This window comes from Bacteroides faecis, assembly GCF_020091505.1.
In the GTDB taxonomy this organism is placed as follows: domain Bacteria; phylum Bacteroidota; class Bacteroidia; order Bacteroidales; family Bacteroidaceae; genus Bacteroides; species Bacteroides faecis.
This window is the reverse complement of the sequence record NZ_CP081916.1, coordinates 3,321,483-3,336,220: the sequence shown is the minus strand read 5'-3', so window position 1 is coordinate 3,336,220 and position 14,738 is coordinate 3,321,483. Positions and strand designations below refer to the sequence as shown.

Annotated in this window: 11 protein-coding genes; 8 read left to right on the top strand and 3 right to left on the bottom strand. The window is 48.2% G+C overall.

Features of this window, described 5'->3' with window-relative positions:
• Positions 1–9 precede the first annotated feature (9 nt).
• The 4 genes from K6V30_RS12865 to K6V30_RS12850 all read left to right on the top strand — a co-directional run bounded on the left by K6V30_RS12865 (position 10) and on the right by K6V30_RS12850 (position 4,338).
• Positions 10–912 (top strand): RteC domain-containing protein, encoded by a 903-nt coding sequence (locus K6V30_RS12865; protein ID WP_007482647.1) that lies wholly within the window; start codon positions 10–12, stop codon positions 910–912.
• Between the two features lie 35 nt (positions 913–947).
• Entirely contained in the window at positions 948–1,376 is a 429-nt protein-coding gene (locus K6V30_RS12860) for a helix-turn-helix domain-containing protein (RefSeq protein WP_007482646.1), read from the top strand.
• Entirely contained in the window at positions 1,339–3,411 is a 2,073-nt protein-coding gene (locus K6V30_RS12855; protein WP_007565634.1) for a bifunctional DNA primase/helicase, read from the top strand. The genes K6V30_RS12860 and K6V30_RS12855 overlap by 38 nt, the downstream gene beginning before the upstream one ends.
• Before the next feature lie 408 nt (positions 3,412–3,819).
• The gene (locus K6V30_RS12850) at positions 3,820–4,338 is read left to right on the top strand and encodes a dihydrofolate reductase family protein (protein ID WP_004326099.1); all 519 of its coding nucleotides are present in this window, start codon (positions 3,820–3,822) and stop codon (positions 4,336–4,338) included.
• A gap of 98 nt (positions 4,339–4,436) precedes the next feature.
• On the opposite strand, the gene K6V30_RS12845 is transcribed toward K6V30_RS12850, so the two are convergent.
• Together K6V30_RS12845 and K6V30_RS12840 are read right to left on the bottom strand one after the other, a co-directional pair.
• On the bottom strand, positions 4,437–6,524 hold the full coding sequence (locus tag K6V30_RS12845) for a type IA DNA topoisomerase (RefSeq protein ID WP_032581312.1): 2,088 nt from the start codon (positions 6,522–6,524) through the stop codon (positions 4,437–4,439).
• Positions 6,525–6,550: 26 nt separating this feature from the next.
• Entirely contained in the window at positions 6,551–7,867 is a 1,317-nt protein-coding gene (locus K6V30_RS12840) for a DUF3945 domain-containing protein (RefSeq protein ID WP_007482643.1), read from the bottom strand.
• 944 nt (positions 7,868–8,811) lie between these two features.
• On the opposite strand from K6V30_RS12840, the gene K6V30_RS12835 reads away from it, so the two are divergent.
• The 4 genes from K6V30_RS12835 to K6V30_RS12820 all read left to right on the top strand — a co-directional run bounded on the left by K6V30_RS12835 (position 8,812) and on the right by K6V30_RS12820 (position 12,677).
• Positions 8,812–9,438, top strand: a complete 627-nt coding sequence (locus K6V30_RS12835) for a Crp/Fnr family transcriptional regulator (protein ID WP_004309980.1) — start codon at positions 8,812–8,814, stop codon at positions 9,436–9,438.
• 154 nt (positions 9,439–9,592) lie between these two features.
• A complete protein-coding gene (locus tag K6V30_RS12830) occupies positions 9,593–10,003 on the top strand; it encodes a hypothetical protein (RefSeq protein WP_004309979.1) in 411 nt (136 codons plus the stop codon).
• A 946-nt stretch (positions 10,004–10,949) separates the two neighbouring features.
• Entirely contained in the window at positions 10,950–11,651 is a 702-nt protein-coding gene (locus K6V30_RS12825; RefSeq protein WP_004309978.1) for a DUF6088 family protein, read from the top strand.
• A 9-nt stretch (positions 11,652–11,660) separates the two neighbouring features.
• Entirely contained in the window at positions 11,661–12,677 is a 1,017-nt protein-coding gene (locus K6V30_RS12820; RefSeq protein ID WP_004309977.1) for a nucleotidyl transferase AbiEii/AbiGii toxin family protein, read from the top strand.
• Between the two features lie 43 nt (positions 12,678–12,720).
• Here K6V30_RS12820 and mobC read toward each other — a convergent pair whose 3' ends face one another.
• A complete protein-coding gene (mobC, locus tag K6V30_RS12815) occupies positions 12,721–14,730 on the bottom strand; it encodes a conjugal transfer protein MobC (RefSeq protein WP_007478174.1) in 2,010 nt (669 codons plus the stop codon).
• Positions 14,731–14,738: the final 8 nt, after the last annotated feature.

Below are 14,738 nucleotides of genomic sequence, written 5' to 3'. Positions count from 1 at the left end.
TGATTTTTTATGCCCGTAACTTTGTGCTTCATAAAAGATAAGCACAAGGTTATGGAACATAAGATACCGTTGGAAACATACTTCGCCGGACTGCTTCAAAAAGTGGAATGGCAGATACAGGAATACGAGGACACCGCAGCGGACACGCTGACGCTCTGCCGCCTATGCGTGGACTACCTGCAAGAGATACTGGGCGAACTCAAAACCTTTATAATCTCCTACCCGTTCGCCAGCACGGAAGAAGAAATACACTTCTTCAAGGAACTGAAACCGCTTTTAGCGAGCAAAATCATCTATTACAATACCGTTTACAAGATAGAGGTGCGCTTCCCCAGCGGCAGCGAGGACGTGCAGCGGGACTACCTGCTGTCGGAAACCGACCGGATTTCAAGGTCGTTCCAGCGGAACTTGGCGTTCTACCAGTACCACCGAACGAAAGCCACCTACTTGGACAGGCAGTATTTCATACGTGGGAAGCCTGACATACAAATCATCGTGGACAGTTTCTATTACGAAACAGACCCACAGTTCAGCACCAGTCACGATTTCAAGGTAGCCAAGATTTTAGCCAACGAACTGCTGGAAATATACCTCACCAACCGTCTGCACGAGCTGGAACGCCGGGAACAGCGCAAGCGGGTGAAGAACGGCTTCATGGGCAGGCTGTTGCGCTGGACGGGGACGAAAAGGGCGTTGGTGGAACTTATCTACGCACTGGACGCCTGCGGCTGTCTGAACAAGGGAACGGTTGATATTAAGGAGATTGTAGCCTACTTTGAATACGTGTTCGACATAGACCTCGGCGACTTCTACCACACCTACATGGAACTAAAAGCCAAGACCAAAGACCGAACGGGCTTCCTCTCCACCCTGAAAGACAGGTTGCTGATGCGCATGAGGGAGCAGGATTAGGCAACCGTGCTTTAACAAAATTTATTTCGCCACAGGTGGGTACATCTGTGGCGTTTTATTTTTCAGGACACCCGAACTTTGCGGCAAATCAATCAGTTACCGTTATGGAAATAATAACATTCGAGTCCAAAGCCTACAAGGAACTGGACAACAAGATTACCGCCATTGCCGACTACATCTTCAACCACATGGAAACGGCAAGGCAAAGCGAGGAAGACATGTGGGTGGACAGCTACGAGGTCTGCACGTTCCTGAAAATAAGCGAAAAGACCCTGCAACGCCTGCGGGTGTCGGGGACTATCGCCTATTCCAACATCAGGGGACGCTACTTCTACAAGGTCAGCGAGATACGCCGGATGCTGGAAGAACGCCTGATAAGGAGCAACAAGGAGAACATCGACAACCTGATAACCAACCACCAGTTGTATGCTAAGGAAAGAGGAAATCTTAGAAAGGACAAGTAACGGGCTGGCGGTGTTCAAACACTACCTGCCCGGAAACTGGCGCATAGGTCGCAACTTCCTTAACCCGCTGTACGAGGACAGCAAGGCTTCCTGCAACATCTACTTCGACCGCCGGGGCGGTATCTACAAGATGAAAGACTTCGGCAACGACAGTTATAGCGGCGACTGTTTCTTCCTCGTGGGGCAGTTAAAGGGGCTGGACTGCAACCGGGCGGCTGACTTCGTGGAGATACTGGAAATCATCGACCGGGACTTGGGTTTGGGGCTGGCTTCCGGCACTCCGGTTTCCGTTCCCCCGGCAACCGTCCGCCGGGCAGTGCCGGACAAACCCGAAGAAACGTCCGAAAAGCCCGTCAAGCCCTACCAGTTCCGGGAACAGAAGTTCCCGCTTGCCGAACTGGTGTACTGGCAACAGTACGGCATCACGCCCGAACTGCTGGAACGTTACAAGGTCTGCTCGCTCCGGGAGTATCACAGCGAAACGGCAGAGGGCAAACCGTACACCTACACTTCATCGGTGGCAGAACCCATGTACGGCTACAAGGGCAAACAGCACATCAAGCTGTACCGCCCGTTCTCCACGCCCCGCTTCCTCTACGGCGGCAGCTTCGGCGAGAACTACAGTTTCGGGCTGGAACAACTGCCAGCCAAAGGCGACACGCTATTCATCACGGGCGGCGAGAAAGACGTGCTTTCGCTGGCGGCGCACGGTTTTCACGCTATCTGCTTCAACAGCGAAACGGTGACTATCCCTCCCACGCTGGTCTATCGGCTGACGTTCCGCTTCAAGCACATCGTCCTGCTCTTTGACATGGACAAGACGGGCAGGGAAAGTTCATGCAAGCAGGAAAAACTATTGGAAGAATTTGGCGTGAAACGCCTGCTGCTCCCGCTTCCGGGAACGAAAGAGGAAAAGGACATATCCGACTACTTCAAAGCCGGGAACACCCGTGAAGATTTCCTGAAGCTGTTTATCGAATTTTTAGACAACCTGTATAGCGACACATTGATTATGCTAAAATCATGCGAGATAGATTTCAACAACCCGCCCGCCAAAGCACAAGAGATTATTTCGGCGGGTGACGTTCCGCTGGGGACACAAGGCAACCTGTTCGGCATCACCGGGGGCGAGGGAACGGGAAAGAGCAATTATGTAGCCGCAATCGTGGCGGGCTGCATCTGCCCGGCTGGTGCGGAAGTAGATACGCTGGGCATACAGATAACCGCCAACGGCAGGCACAAGGCGGTCTTGCTTTACGATACCGAGCAATCGGAAGTGCAACTGTTCAAGAATGTAAGCAACCTGCTGGCACGTGCCAAACAGCCGGACAAACCCGATGAACTCAAAGCGTTCTGCCTGACGGGTATGTCACGCAAAGAACGCTTGAACGCCATTGTGCAGAGCATGGATAAGTTTTACTACCAGTACGGCGGCATCCAGTTGGTCGTCATTGACGGCATCGCCGACCTTGTTAAGAGTGCCAACGATGAAGCGGAAAGCGTGGCGGTGATAGATGAACTTTATCGGCTGGCTGGCATCTACAACACGTGTATTCTGTGCGTGCTGCATTTCGTCCCCAACGGTTTGAAGCTGCGGGGACATTTGGGCAGCGAGTTGCAGCGCAAGGCGGCTACAATCCTTTCGATAGAGAAAGACGATGAACCCGCCCAGTCGGTGGTGAAAGCCCTGAAAGTAAGGGACGGAAGCCCGCTGGACGTGCCGCTGATGCTCTTTGCATGGGACAAGGAAGCCGGGATGCACGTGTACAAGGGCGAGAAGCCCCGTGAGGAAAAGGAGAAACGCAAGGAAAGGGAACTGGTGAATGTCGCACATGACATCTTCGGGCGGCAGACACGCATCACCTACATAGACCTTTGCGAGCAGTTGCAGCAGGTATTGGACATCAAGGAGCGCACCGCAAAGAGCTATATCCGCTTCATGCGGGAAAGGGACATCATCACCAAAGACACGGCGAACCAAAGCTGTTTTGTCATCGGTTCATATCATCTTCAAAGGAACGCAAGCTGCCCGTAGGCGTATGGGCTGAACTTGTGTATTTTTAGGTGCTTGTGTCCTGCCCTGTTGTGATAACACGGCAGGATTTTTTCTGTTTGCACGTGATTTTTCAGGGTATTTGCTTAACTTTGCAGAAGTTACACGGAAAAGTAACGGCAGTTGGACGGCGGTTGCCGGAATATTGCCTTTATATATAACATATACGTTCGCCGAACGTCCCAAAGTAGAAAACTGGCACTTTTCAAAATGTGGGGATATTCAGCGCAGGATATGCTATGCGTTTGTCATAGCGTGGCTGCACTGTTTCCACATTTGGGTATGCCAGTACCTCTACTTTGAAACAGCGTCATGCCACGCTTTCTTTTTGGGGGTGGCGGCTAACGTGCCAAGACAGTAGGGATTTATATCACTTTAATACCTGACAATATGGAACAAATCAAAGCGCACATCGCCGTATCGCTGGACGGGCATACCGCCACGCCGGACTATGAACTGGACTGGATGCCCCGTGAGGTCAAGGAACTGGCGGCAAGGGAACACGCCGCCGCAAGCTGCCTGCTTATGGGGGCTAACACCTACAACTACATCTTTGAACACTGGGGCGGGTGGCCGCACAAAAGCAAACGGTCTTTTGTGGTGTCACACTACGATACCAACGTGACGCCGGACTGCGGGGTGGAGTTCCTGACCGAAGAACCGCTGCAAAGGGTCTATGAACTGAAACAGGAAACCGACATGCTGGTGGTGGGTGGCGGCAAGCTGCTTACTTCATTGATTAAAGCCGGACTGCTGGACAGCCTGACAATCTACACCGTCCCGGTCATGGCGGGCAAAGGCATCGGTTTTGTCGGGGAAACATCCGGCTCGCTGTGGAAGCTCTCGGAAAGCAGGGTGCTGGATAACGGGGTGGTCTGTTCGACCTACCTGTTTGGCGGGAACATATAAAAAAATGCGCCCGGTTTCCCTCCGGGCGCAACCACTAAAATTTCAATTATTATAAGCTGTAAAACCTATCACAATGAAATTTCAGCGGCAAAGATAAGCTATTTCTTCGGTTTCGCTTTCTTTTCGGGGAATGAAAAACCGACATTGAACTGCTCGTCCAGTACCAGCGAAGCATCGAAAGCCTTGCCGTTCTTGCCCTTGAAGCCCTTGATTAGCCCGGTCTTGCGTTTCGTCACCAGCTCGACAATCTGCTTGTCGGAAAGCTGCTTGTCGCACTTGTTGCGGAATATGGTAAGCGTGCAGTCCACGTTGGAACACTTCGCCACTTTCGGGTAGAACAGGATGCGCCCGCTGCCGCATTTCGGGCAGGGGCAGGTTTCACCAGCAGCGACAGATAGCTGCACCGATAGCAGTTCTGCGGTGATTTGCGTTGCGTACACCTCGATGCCCTTCCGGAACGTGTCCGCATCCATGCTGCCCGCTTCTATCTTGGCAAGGGCGGTTTCCCACATGCCCGTCATTTCGACATCGGCGATCTTCTTGTCCTTGACTATCTTGTAAACGGCAAGCCCCTTGTCGGTAGGCACAAGGTTCTTCTTCTCACGCACGATGTACTGGCGGGCGAACAGCGTTTCGATAATCGCCGCACGGGTGGCGGGCGTGCCTATCCCGGCATCTTTCAGGCTGGCTTTCAGTTCGGCATCTTCCAGTTCCCTGCCTGCGTTCTCCATTGCCGCCAACAGGCTGCTTTCCGTGTGCAGCGGTTTCGGCTTGGTCTGCTTTTCGAGCAGATCCACGCCGGAGAGTGGCAAATATTCTCCCTCTTGGAGTGGCGGCAGGCTGGCGGCTTCTTCATCCCCGCCCGTTTCCTGCTCGCCGAACACGGCACGCCACCCGGCTTCTTTCATCACAGACCCTTTCACCGTGAAGTCGGTATCTCCCCCTGACAGCAAGGCGGTGGTAACGTCTTTCACGCACTTGCCCGAAAAGGCTTCCAGCATACGCCCGGCTACCAGCTCGTAAACCGCCCGCTCGTCTTTGGAAAGTTCGCCGGGCAGGTTCTCGGTAATGATTAAGGCGTGGTGGTCGGTCACTTTGCCGTCATTCACGCTGCGGCGGTTCAGGGGTGTGCCGTCCAGCCCGGCGGCATACCCGGCAAAGCGGGGGTATTGCCCCAGCAGGGCGACACGTTCCGGCATTTCATCGAAAACGTCCTCCGGAATATAGCGGCTTCCGGTTCTTGGGTAGGACATCACTTTCTTTTCATACAGGCTTTGCGCTATGGAAAGCGTCTTGTCAGCCGAGAAGTTCAGCTTCGTGTTCGCTTCCTTTTGCAGCGTGGTAAGGTCGTACAAAAGCGGCGGTTCTTGGCAGGCTTCTTTCCTCTCAACGGATTTAACCACAAGTTGCCCGGCATCCTTTACCCGTTGCAGGGCGGCTATGGCTTCGGGCTGCTGTTCCCACTTGGCGGTCGATTGGGCGGTAAAATTTATTCCCCCGCTGGCAGTCGCCGCTTTGAGTTGCCAAAACTTGGCGGGTACGAAATTCTTGTTCTCCAAATAGCGGCTGCATATCATCACGAGCGTGGGTGTCTGCACCCTGCCCAGCGAGAACACCCCCTGCCCGGCGGCAACGCTCAACGCTTGGGTGGCGTTTATCCCTATCAGCCAGTCCGCTTCGCTGCGGGACTTGGCAGAGAGGTAGAGGTTATCGTAACGCTCTCCCGGCTGCAAGTTATCCAGCCCCTCACGGATTGCCTTGTCGGTAAGGCTGCTTATCCACAGGCGCACAAATGGTTTCCGGCAGTTCAGGTAATGGAAGATATAGCGGAAGATTAACTCACCCTCACGCCCGGCATCGGTGGCGACAATAATCCGGTCGCACTGGTCGAACACTTCCTTTATCACTTTCAACTGTTTCAGAACGCCGGGGTCTGCCTTGTAACCTTTCTCCGCTTTCACCTGACGGGGGATTAATTGAAAATCGGGCGGCAGTATGGGCAGGCTCTCCCTGCGGAAGTTCGCCACGCCGTAGGCTTCCGGCATGGCAAGCTGGATTAAGTGGCCGAACGCCCATGTCACCATATACCCGTTGCCGGAAAGATAACCGTCATTACGCCCGGTCGCACCGATGATGCGGGCGATGTCCTTTGCCACGCTGGGCTTTTCTGCTATCAATGCAATCATAATTCTTTACTTTTTAATGGTGGATATTACATTTTCATTCCTCTGGACTTCTTGGGCTTGTCAGCTTTCAGGCTCTTGTCCTGCGCTTTCTCCTGCTTCTCTTTCTGCTTGGGGGTGGGCTTGTCCTGACCCTGTTTCAACGGCTCTTTGCCCTGCTTGGTGGCTTCGTTGGTCTTGCCCCCGGAATTGACCGCTACCTGCGTCCGGTTCTCGGCGGCGGGGGTAACGTCTTTCGGCTGCACCTTGTCGTGGGATTTGCCCTGTGCGCCGGGCTGTACATGACCGTTGAACTCAACGCCCTTGCCGTCCTTTAGCCCGGCTACCTGCTGTTCTGCGGGCTGCTGCCCCTGCTGCAAGAACTGGACGGCGGCACGGGGCAGGAACTCCAAGCCACGCTCCACCGCACTGACCTGCAAATAGGCACTGCGCTTCGTGCCGTCCCTGAATTGCAGGTTTTCCATTTTCACCGCTTGCCCGGCTTCAAAGGCGGCTTTCTGTTCCGGGCTGACTTGCACGTTACAGATTGTATCGGGGCATTTCCATTTGTCAGCCCGCATGTATTCCAGTTCGTGCGTGTACCTGTCCCGGCTGACAAACACGGGGATTTGCTCGCCGCTTTTCGGGTCTTTGATTTCAGCGATGCCGCCCAAGTTGCCAGTGCCTTGCAAGTTGCCCTGTTCCTGCTTGGTGAACCCGTGTTCATGGAACGGGCGTTGCAACAGTTTCTCGTCCTGCTGCACGCCGTGCAGCTTGGGTACTACCGTGCCGTCCTTTGCCTGATAGAAAGAGAGCTTGACATCGGTAGGTTTGAGGTAGAAGCCGCCCACCGTCCCCGAAACGGTGTAGGTATTTCGGGACTTGTAGCCACGCATCACCCGGTCGAAGTCCTTCGTGTTTTTCAGGGTGTCGGCGGTGATGCCGACTTTTTTCAGGTTCTCCCAGTCGATTTTTGCCGGGTCGAAGCGGTAACCCTGCTTGAACTCGTGGAAGTCGGGCTTCGGAACTCGAAGCATTTCAGCCCGCTTGTCGCCCTCCGGTGTAGGGTTGCGGTGGTTTTCCTCGATTGCCTTTGCGTCCCGCTCCGCTTCGGAAGCCTTGACGCTGAACAGTTCCAGCCCGGAAGTGTCCTGATACTTGCGGTAGAAGTTGGAAATGAAGTTGCTGAACACATCGCTGTTCTTGTCCACCTGCATGAACTCGCCACCGTGTGTCGGCGGCACGGTCTGCAAATTGCCCTCCTTGTCAATACCCTTAACGGCACTCACCTTTCCCTGCTGTTTATCCAAGACCAGCAGCACGTCTTTTTCCTGCCCCTCTGCGGGCGGGGTCATTCTGTTTGCCATAAATAATTGAAATTTTAGCGGTTACGGGAATAGTCCCGCCCAAAGGTAGCGACTAAATATGCTATATTTGGACGGGCGGCAAGGGCTGTCCGAATTTGTCCTGCGGTGTCCCGATTTGTCCGGGTGGGATGAAATTCCGCAACCATTGGTTGCAGAATTGAAAAGGGCATAAAAAAAGAGAGTGAATGATTTCACTCTCTTTCGATGAACCCTTTGTGAACCCTTTGGTCGTTTTTTGAAATAGCTAAAACTCAAGTAATTTGCATATTTTGCAAAAGAAAATCATTCGAGTATGAACCATATGTGAACCCTTTAATGGATTAGCGGGGAACACTGTTTAAGCGTCATCGCGCTTCGTTAGTAATCTGTTATTGCACTCGTTTCAAATCCCCGATAGATTGGAGTGACATTTCTATGTAGGGAATAGTTTTTAGAATATGGATGTTATCTATTGCTTCTTTACCACCCAATGCCAATGCCGATACAAGACATGGAGATTATAGAATAAAAATAATTCATCTTTCTTATTATCAGTCATTTGAATATTTTCTGTTTTTCTCTATTTTTGCCATTTTCTGTTATTCAGTACACTTTGAAATATCATTTTCTTTTGTACCTTTGCATCCGCAAAAAACAAAAGAAAATCAACTATTTAGTGTAATTACCCGGTTACGGCACCTAAATCGAGATAAAACCTCTAAACAATGGCAATGTTAGAAAATAAAACGAAAGAAAACCCCAAGCTGGAGCAAAATAAGCTCTCGGACGGTAGAATAAGCCTTTACTTAGAGTATTATTTCCTCCTCAAATTATTAAAAGTAATACTGTCAAAAAGAAATACCTTTTATTCTTACTCTTTTCGCCAGTACTTATATCTTGCAGTCAACAGAAAAAAGTTTAGTACGGTTTGGATATATAGACAAAAAACAGACTAAACTCCAAACATGGAAATTCAGATATTTTTTATACATTTCTCTTATATACAAATGATAGCCGAATTCAATTCATATATGAGTAACATAGACATAGACTTCTTCAAGGAGTTGTGTCTGAAACATGGAGAGTTACGACATTATAAAAAGAATGAGTTTATTCTCCATGAAGGTGATGCCTGTTCTTTCTTCGGGTTTATCTTATCAGGCGTAGTCAAATACAGTTGCACCAACCGGACAGAAAACAAGCCGTATAATGTCGGTTTTTCCTTTCCAAATGAATTTATAGCCGATTATCCCACTTGCTTATATGGCATGAAATCAGAATTGAATATACAGGCGATAATCCCGTGCGAGATTTACATCTGTTCTTCTACATTCTTACAGCAAAAATTCAAGGAAAATAATGAAAACCAACGGATAGCCCGTATCGCAGCCGAACAGATGTTTTTCCAATCATATTCACGTTATTTGGATTTATTCAGATTCACACCGGAAGAGCGTTACCTCCAACTTTTAAAAAAATGCCCTGCAATCCTTCAAATGGTATCACTAAAAGAAATAGCATCCTACCTTAAAATTACACCCATACACATGAGCCGAATCAGACGCAAGCAAAGTTTTGACAACAAAAAATAAACATAGGTTTAGAAATTTACATTATAACAATATTCCAAGAGTATCTTAATCTGCCAAAGAATTCTTCTTTTTATCTTTGTCTTATCTTTGGTTGGTTCAACGAAGAGACAAAATAAAGATTGAATGAGTTAAACAAGAGATTAAAAAAAAGAATATGAAAACAAAAGAAATTCTTGGAATACTTATGCTATTCCTCTGTACATTCAGCTTTATAAGCTGCGACGATGATAATGAACAGACAAATGAATTAACCCCCGAAGCACTTTATCAGACTTCATGGCGTGGAACAGGGCATTGTGAGGCTTGGACAGTACAAAATATGGGGGTCGGTATGCAATTTGTAGATACTCGGAAAGGGAAAGTAAATTGGGAAGGTTACGATGAAATTGATATTACTTATACAATAGAAGGGAAATATATCACATTTAATAGCAATGCTTTATATTTGGGTGGAGCCCCTTGGATTATCAAAAGCTATACCCAAAAACATATAACCATTATACAGAATGAAATTAGTCCAGATAAAGAGAAAGTAGCTACAATTGAATTAGAGAAAATAGATTAAACTGAATCATGGGAACATTAAGTTGCATAAATGTATGCTACAACAGAACAATGAGAACCGTGAGATTTGCAAATTGAGCAAAGAAAGTCATAAATACCTTGTAAATAAAGGAAAAAATGCAGATTCATCTAATATTCCTTTATGTGCTATTATCGGGCTGGTCTATGGGCTGAAACACAAGGAAAAGAGATTCACCTTGTTCTTTTGTATAGGATTGGTTATTGGGTTAGGATGAGCAATTTATATGCTACTGCTAATAAGGTCAATGTAAATCAAAGGAATATGAAACTGAAATATATATTGAATGCTATACTATTTGTTTTGGCATTATCTTTTTTGTCTATGTGTATATTTAAGACTACAGAGTTAAGTTTAAAATGTATGCAATTTGCTGTATCTATCTCTTGTATAGGAGCAATGTTTTCTACAAAAAGATATAGATACATATTTGCATCTATTGCTTTAATCATTATAGGAATATCTTTTTCACTTTAAATGTCCATAATAACGATAATGATTTGATTATTGAATGGTATAATAATAGTCCAGTCTACAGATAGCGACTAAAAACGGGGGCAAGGGATGCCCGAATTTGTCCTGCGGAGCTTGAAATTATCCGGGTGCGGTAAATCTCCAACTGTTGGTTGGAGATTTAAAACGGGTACAGACCGAAGTTAATCGCTTGCTTTAAACGAGCCATTTGTGAGCCATTTGTATATATTGTTTTCGGCTTATAATCAACAGTTTTACAAAAATCGCATTATACTTGTGAGCCATTTGTGAAGCGTTTATGAAGCGTATGGCAAGCCTTTGATTGAGTTTCCGTTATTCTCCTATTATCAGGTGACACGACAAAAAGAAAACATCTTCGGCAAAATCTTTGTTATGTTTTTGCAGGTGATTACATAATATACTATCTTTGCATATAGAAACAAAGGACATAAATATGGCTTCATTCAGAAAAGAGATACTTGGGCAGATTGAACGGATAGATACCGGGCGTATATTCACGTTCCGGGATTTATCGTTTGAAACGGAAAAGACCGCCAATGTTGCGGTGCTACTTTCCGAACAGAGCCGCAAAGGGGTACTGGTACGGGTTGAAAAGGGGGCGTACTACCGTCCCAAGAAATCAGTGCTGGGGCTGGGAAAGCTGCCTGTCTATCAGGATGAACAGTTCCGCTACCTGACTGAAAAACTGAACGGCTATATCACGGGGGCTTACATCTATAACAAAATGGGGCTGACCGAACAGGTAGCCACAACCATAACGATAGCCACTCCTAACCCGGTTCGCCGTTTCCGTTTCAAGAACTTGGATATAGAGTGCGTGAAAGCCTACTGCATGGTCTATCCGGATGAAAGCCTTGTCCCGTACTTGCGGCTGCTCGATGCGATAAAGGACATGAAGCGCATACCCGGAACAACCGGGCAGGACATCTACAACCGGGTCAAAAGCCAATATTTCAACGGGTACAGCCTGCCGGAACTGGAAAAAATCGTATCTTTGGCGAAAAGTTACCCGCCACGTGTCAGAAAGGTGGTGGCGGATATACTGGGCGACATCAGACAAACCGTATTGCAAACGGAAATGGCAAAGACCATTCTTCCCACGACACGGTTCAACTTGGATTATAAAACAGCATAGGACAGAAATATGAATTTACATTCGGACAAGGAAGCGTTCAAGGAAATCATCGCACTGGCGGCTGACCATTTCGGCTACGAGCAGTCGCACGTGGAAAAGGATTACTGGGTATCGAAGATACTGCGGGATATTTCCATGTCCGAATATGCGGATAAGACCTACTTCAAAGGCGGAACTTCACTTTCCAAAGCCTACGGGCTGATAGAACGTTTCTCGGAAGATTTGGACTTGTTCGTGTTCACGGGTGATAAAGGTGCGTCCAAGCAGGCAGAAAAGACATTGAACAAGAAACTTTCCAAATACATAGCCGAACTCAATAGTGACATATACAAGGAAGATTTGTCGGAAACGGGCGGTAATTACCGTAAACTGTATTTCTCGTATGACAATGTATTTCAAGGCGTGGGACTGAAAGAACATTTGGAAGTAGAGATAAAATCCTGTGACCTGCCGGACAAAAAACTGATGTTCTACCCGGCGGACAAGCGGGTTATCAAACCGATTGTGACCGCCTTTCTTGAAAGCATCGGGCAAGAGGAACTGATAAGCACCTACGGGCTGGAAAGTTTTGAAACGCAGTGTATCAACCCCCGAAAGACTATCTGCGACAAGGTTTCAAGGCTGGTAAAGCTGTCTTACAATGAGGATGCAGCCGCACTGTTGGCAAAGCATATCCGTGACGTTTACGACTTGTCGGCACTCTACCACAATCAGGAATATAACGATTACCTACATTCGGAAGATTTCTTGGATGCCATGTACCGGGTGACGATAGAGGACGGACTAAATAAAAACTCCCGTTCGCACTTGTCGCTGGCTGATGCACCGATATTCAAGGATGCCGAAGCGGTCATGGCGTTACCCGAAGTGGCTACGGCGTACACTACCGATTTGAAGAAACTGACTTTCGACAAAAGCAAGATGCCGCCGATAGGCAAGGCTGTGGAAGCATTGAAGAACCTGCACGAAATATTAGTGCGTTTTGAAGCCTACCGCACCAAAAAGCAAAATGAAGAACAACCGTAAAGCTACATCGGCTGTTCTTCACTCCATACATTATTATATATAGCTATTCTTCCTCCTTAATCAAGTGGCATAACTCCGGGTCGTTCTTAATCCGGGTTATCTCGTCCTCGACTATCTGCCTGACTTCCTGACGGATGCGGTCATAGTTGGCTTGTATCTCCTCCTGCATCCGGTCGTTGCCGTCCTTGTCGGTGAAGTCGATAATCTGCGGCAACTTCACGTAATGGGCGGTTTCCCGCTTCACCTTTTCGTTGTCCACCACGATTTCGCAGTGGAAAATCTTCTGCTCTATCCGTTCATCGAAGTTGTCCGCCACAGCACCCACGAACATACCTTGCGTGAGGTTGGATATTTTGCTGGCGGGTATCAGGCTGTCCATTTGGGTGCTTATCGAGGTGGATTTTTCCCGTTGGTTTATCGTCATGCTCTGCCGTTTCTGCAACACCTTTCCGAAACGCTCGGAAAGGATTTTCGCCGTTTCACCGACTACTTGACCGCTGAACACGTTACCCACAGTATTTTGGATAACCCGGCTTTCCTTGTCCCCGTAATCACGGGTAAGCTGGCTGTAATCCTGAAAGCCTAACAGAACCGCAACCTTGTTGCTTCGGGCGGTGGCAATCAAATTATCCAACCCCCGAAAATATATAGTTGGTAATTCATCTATTATCACCGAACTTTTAAGCTGACCTTTCTTGTTTATCAGCTTCACGATACGGGAATTATATAATCCCAGTGCTGCCGAGTAGATATTTTGGCGGTCAGGATTGTTGCCGACAACCAGTATTTTAGGCTCTTTCGGGTTGTTGATGTCAAGTGAAAAATCATCGCCCGTCATTACCCAGTAAAGGGCGGGTGAAATCATCCTTGAAAGCGGGATTTTTGCACTGGCAATCTGCCCCTGCAACTGTTCAACTGCCGAACTTTCCCAAGCGTCCACGAACGGGGAAAGGTAATTTTCCAGTTCGGGATAACTGCGCAAAATCGTGAATACATCAGCGTATTTCTTGTTCAACAGTTCTATGGCATGGGGAAACGTGCAATACCTGCCGCCTTGATAGATGCGCAAATACCAAATAATGGCTGCAAGCAGGATAATCGGGCTTTCCACGAAGAAGTCGCCCTGCTTGCTTATCCAGCTTCGATTGAGGTTAAGCATAATCGTGTAGCTGGCTTCATAAGCATCCGCAATGTCCGACATGAAGCTGGCGTTTATAGGGTTACATCGGTGGCTCTTGCGTGGGTCGTCAAAGTTGATAACGTAAAATTTCGGCTTGACCTTGTAGCCGTCCAAGTGGTTAAGCAAATGATTGTAAGCGATTTCCGAAAGGTCAGGAAACTTATAATCATACAGGTAGAGCGCAAAACCTTTCTCGATTTGCTGTTTTATGTAATTATTTACTACTGCGTATGACTTCCCGCTGCCCGGCGTTCCTAACACGATGCTCGCACGAAAAACGTTTACAACGTTAATATAGCCATTGTTCCACTTCTTCTTATAGTAGAACCGGGTAGGCAGATTTACAGAATACTCGTTCTCGATAAGCCTTGTTTCCTGCTGGAAACTTTCGTTCTCGGTATTAAAGACATCATCCATGAGGTTGTTTTTCAATAACCGGGACATCCACGTACCCGCCATGAGCATACAGATATAGCCCGCCGACAGCGTGGCGATATAAAACACAGTGTCCGCCGTATGTGGCAGCGGAAGTTCCAGCAGCCACCAGTTCAGGAAAAACAACACGACACCCGCCGCAAGGCTGCAATGTATCTTCGCCCACGTTATCTTTTCCTCTTTCACGCCCTTAGTGCCGATACACGACAGGGCGAGGAACACCACCGAAAATAGTTTTGTCCATAAGATAGACGAGAACAGCCCGGTGGTGCGCTGGAAGTTCCACAGTATCTTGTCTATCACCTCAAACGTCACTCCCCATTCTTTCAGGGTGGAGTAACAGAACCAGTACACGTTTATTCCCACGAATAGAATACTGACAGCCCGCATAAAGTCCATGACCCTTGCAAGCCCTCTCAAATCATCTTCCTGTTGCATGATTGTAA

Coding starts and splice junctions, on each gene's coding strand:
- K6V30_RS12865 (WP_007482647.1), top strand. CDS start 10: ATGCCCGTAACTTTGTGCTTCATAAAAGATAAGCACAAGGTTATGGAA.
- K6V30_RS12855 (WP_007565634.1), top strand. CDS start 1,339: ATGCTAAGGAAAGAGGAAATCTTAGAAAGGACAAGTAACGGGCTGGCG.
- K6V30_RS12850 (WP_004326099.1), top strand. CDS start 3,820: ATGGAACAAATCAAAGCGCACATCGCCGTATCGCTGGACGGGCATACC.
- K6V30_RS12845 (WP_032581312.1), bottom strand. CDS start 6,524: ATGATTGCATTGATAGCAGAAAAGCCCAGCGTGGCAAAGGACATCGCC.
- K6V30_RS12840 (WP_007482643.1), bottom strand. CDS start 7,867: ATGGCAAACAGAATGACCCCGCCCGCAGAGGGGCAGGAAAAAGACGTG.
- K6V30_RS12835 (WP_004309980.1), top strand. CDS start 8,812: ATGGAAATTCAGATATTTTTTATACATTTCTCTTATATACAAATGATA.
- K6V30_RS12830 (WP_004309979.1), top strand. CDS start 9,593: ATGAAAACAAAAGAAATTCTTGGAATACTTATGCTATTCCTCTGTACA.
- K6V30_RS12825 (WP_004309978.1), top strand. CDS start 10,950: ATGGCTTCATTCAGAAAAGAGATACTTGGGCAGATTGAACGGATAGAT.
- K6V30_RS12820 (WP_004309977.1), top strand. CDS start 11,661: ATGAATTTACATTCGGACAAGGAAGCGTTCAAGGAAATCATCGCACTG.
- mobC (WP_007478174.1), bottom strand. CDS start 14,730: ATGCAACAGGAAGATGATTTGAGAGGGCTTGCAAGGGTCATGGACTTT.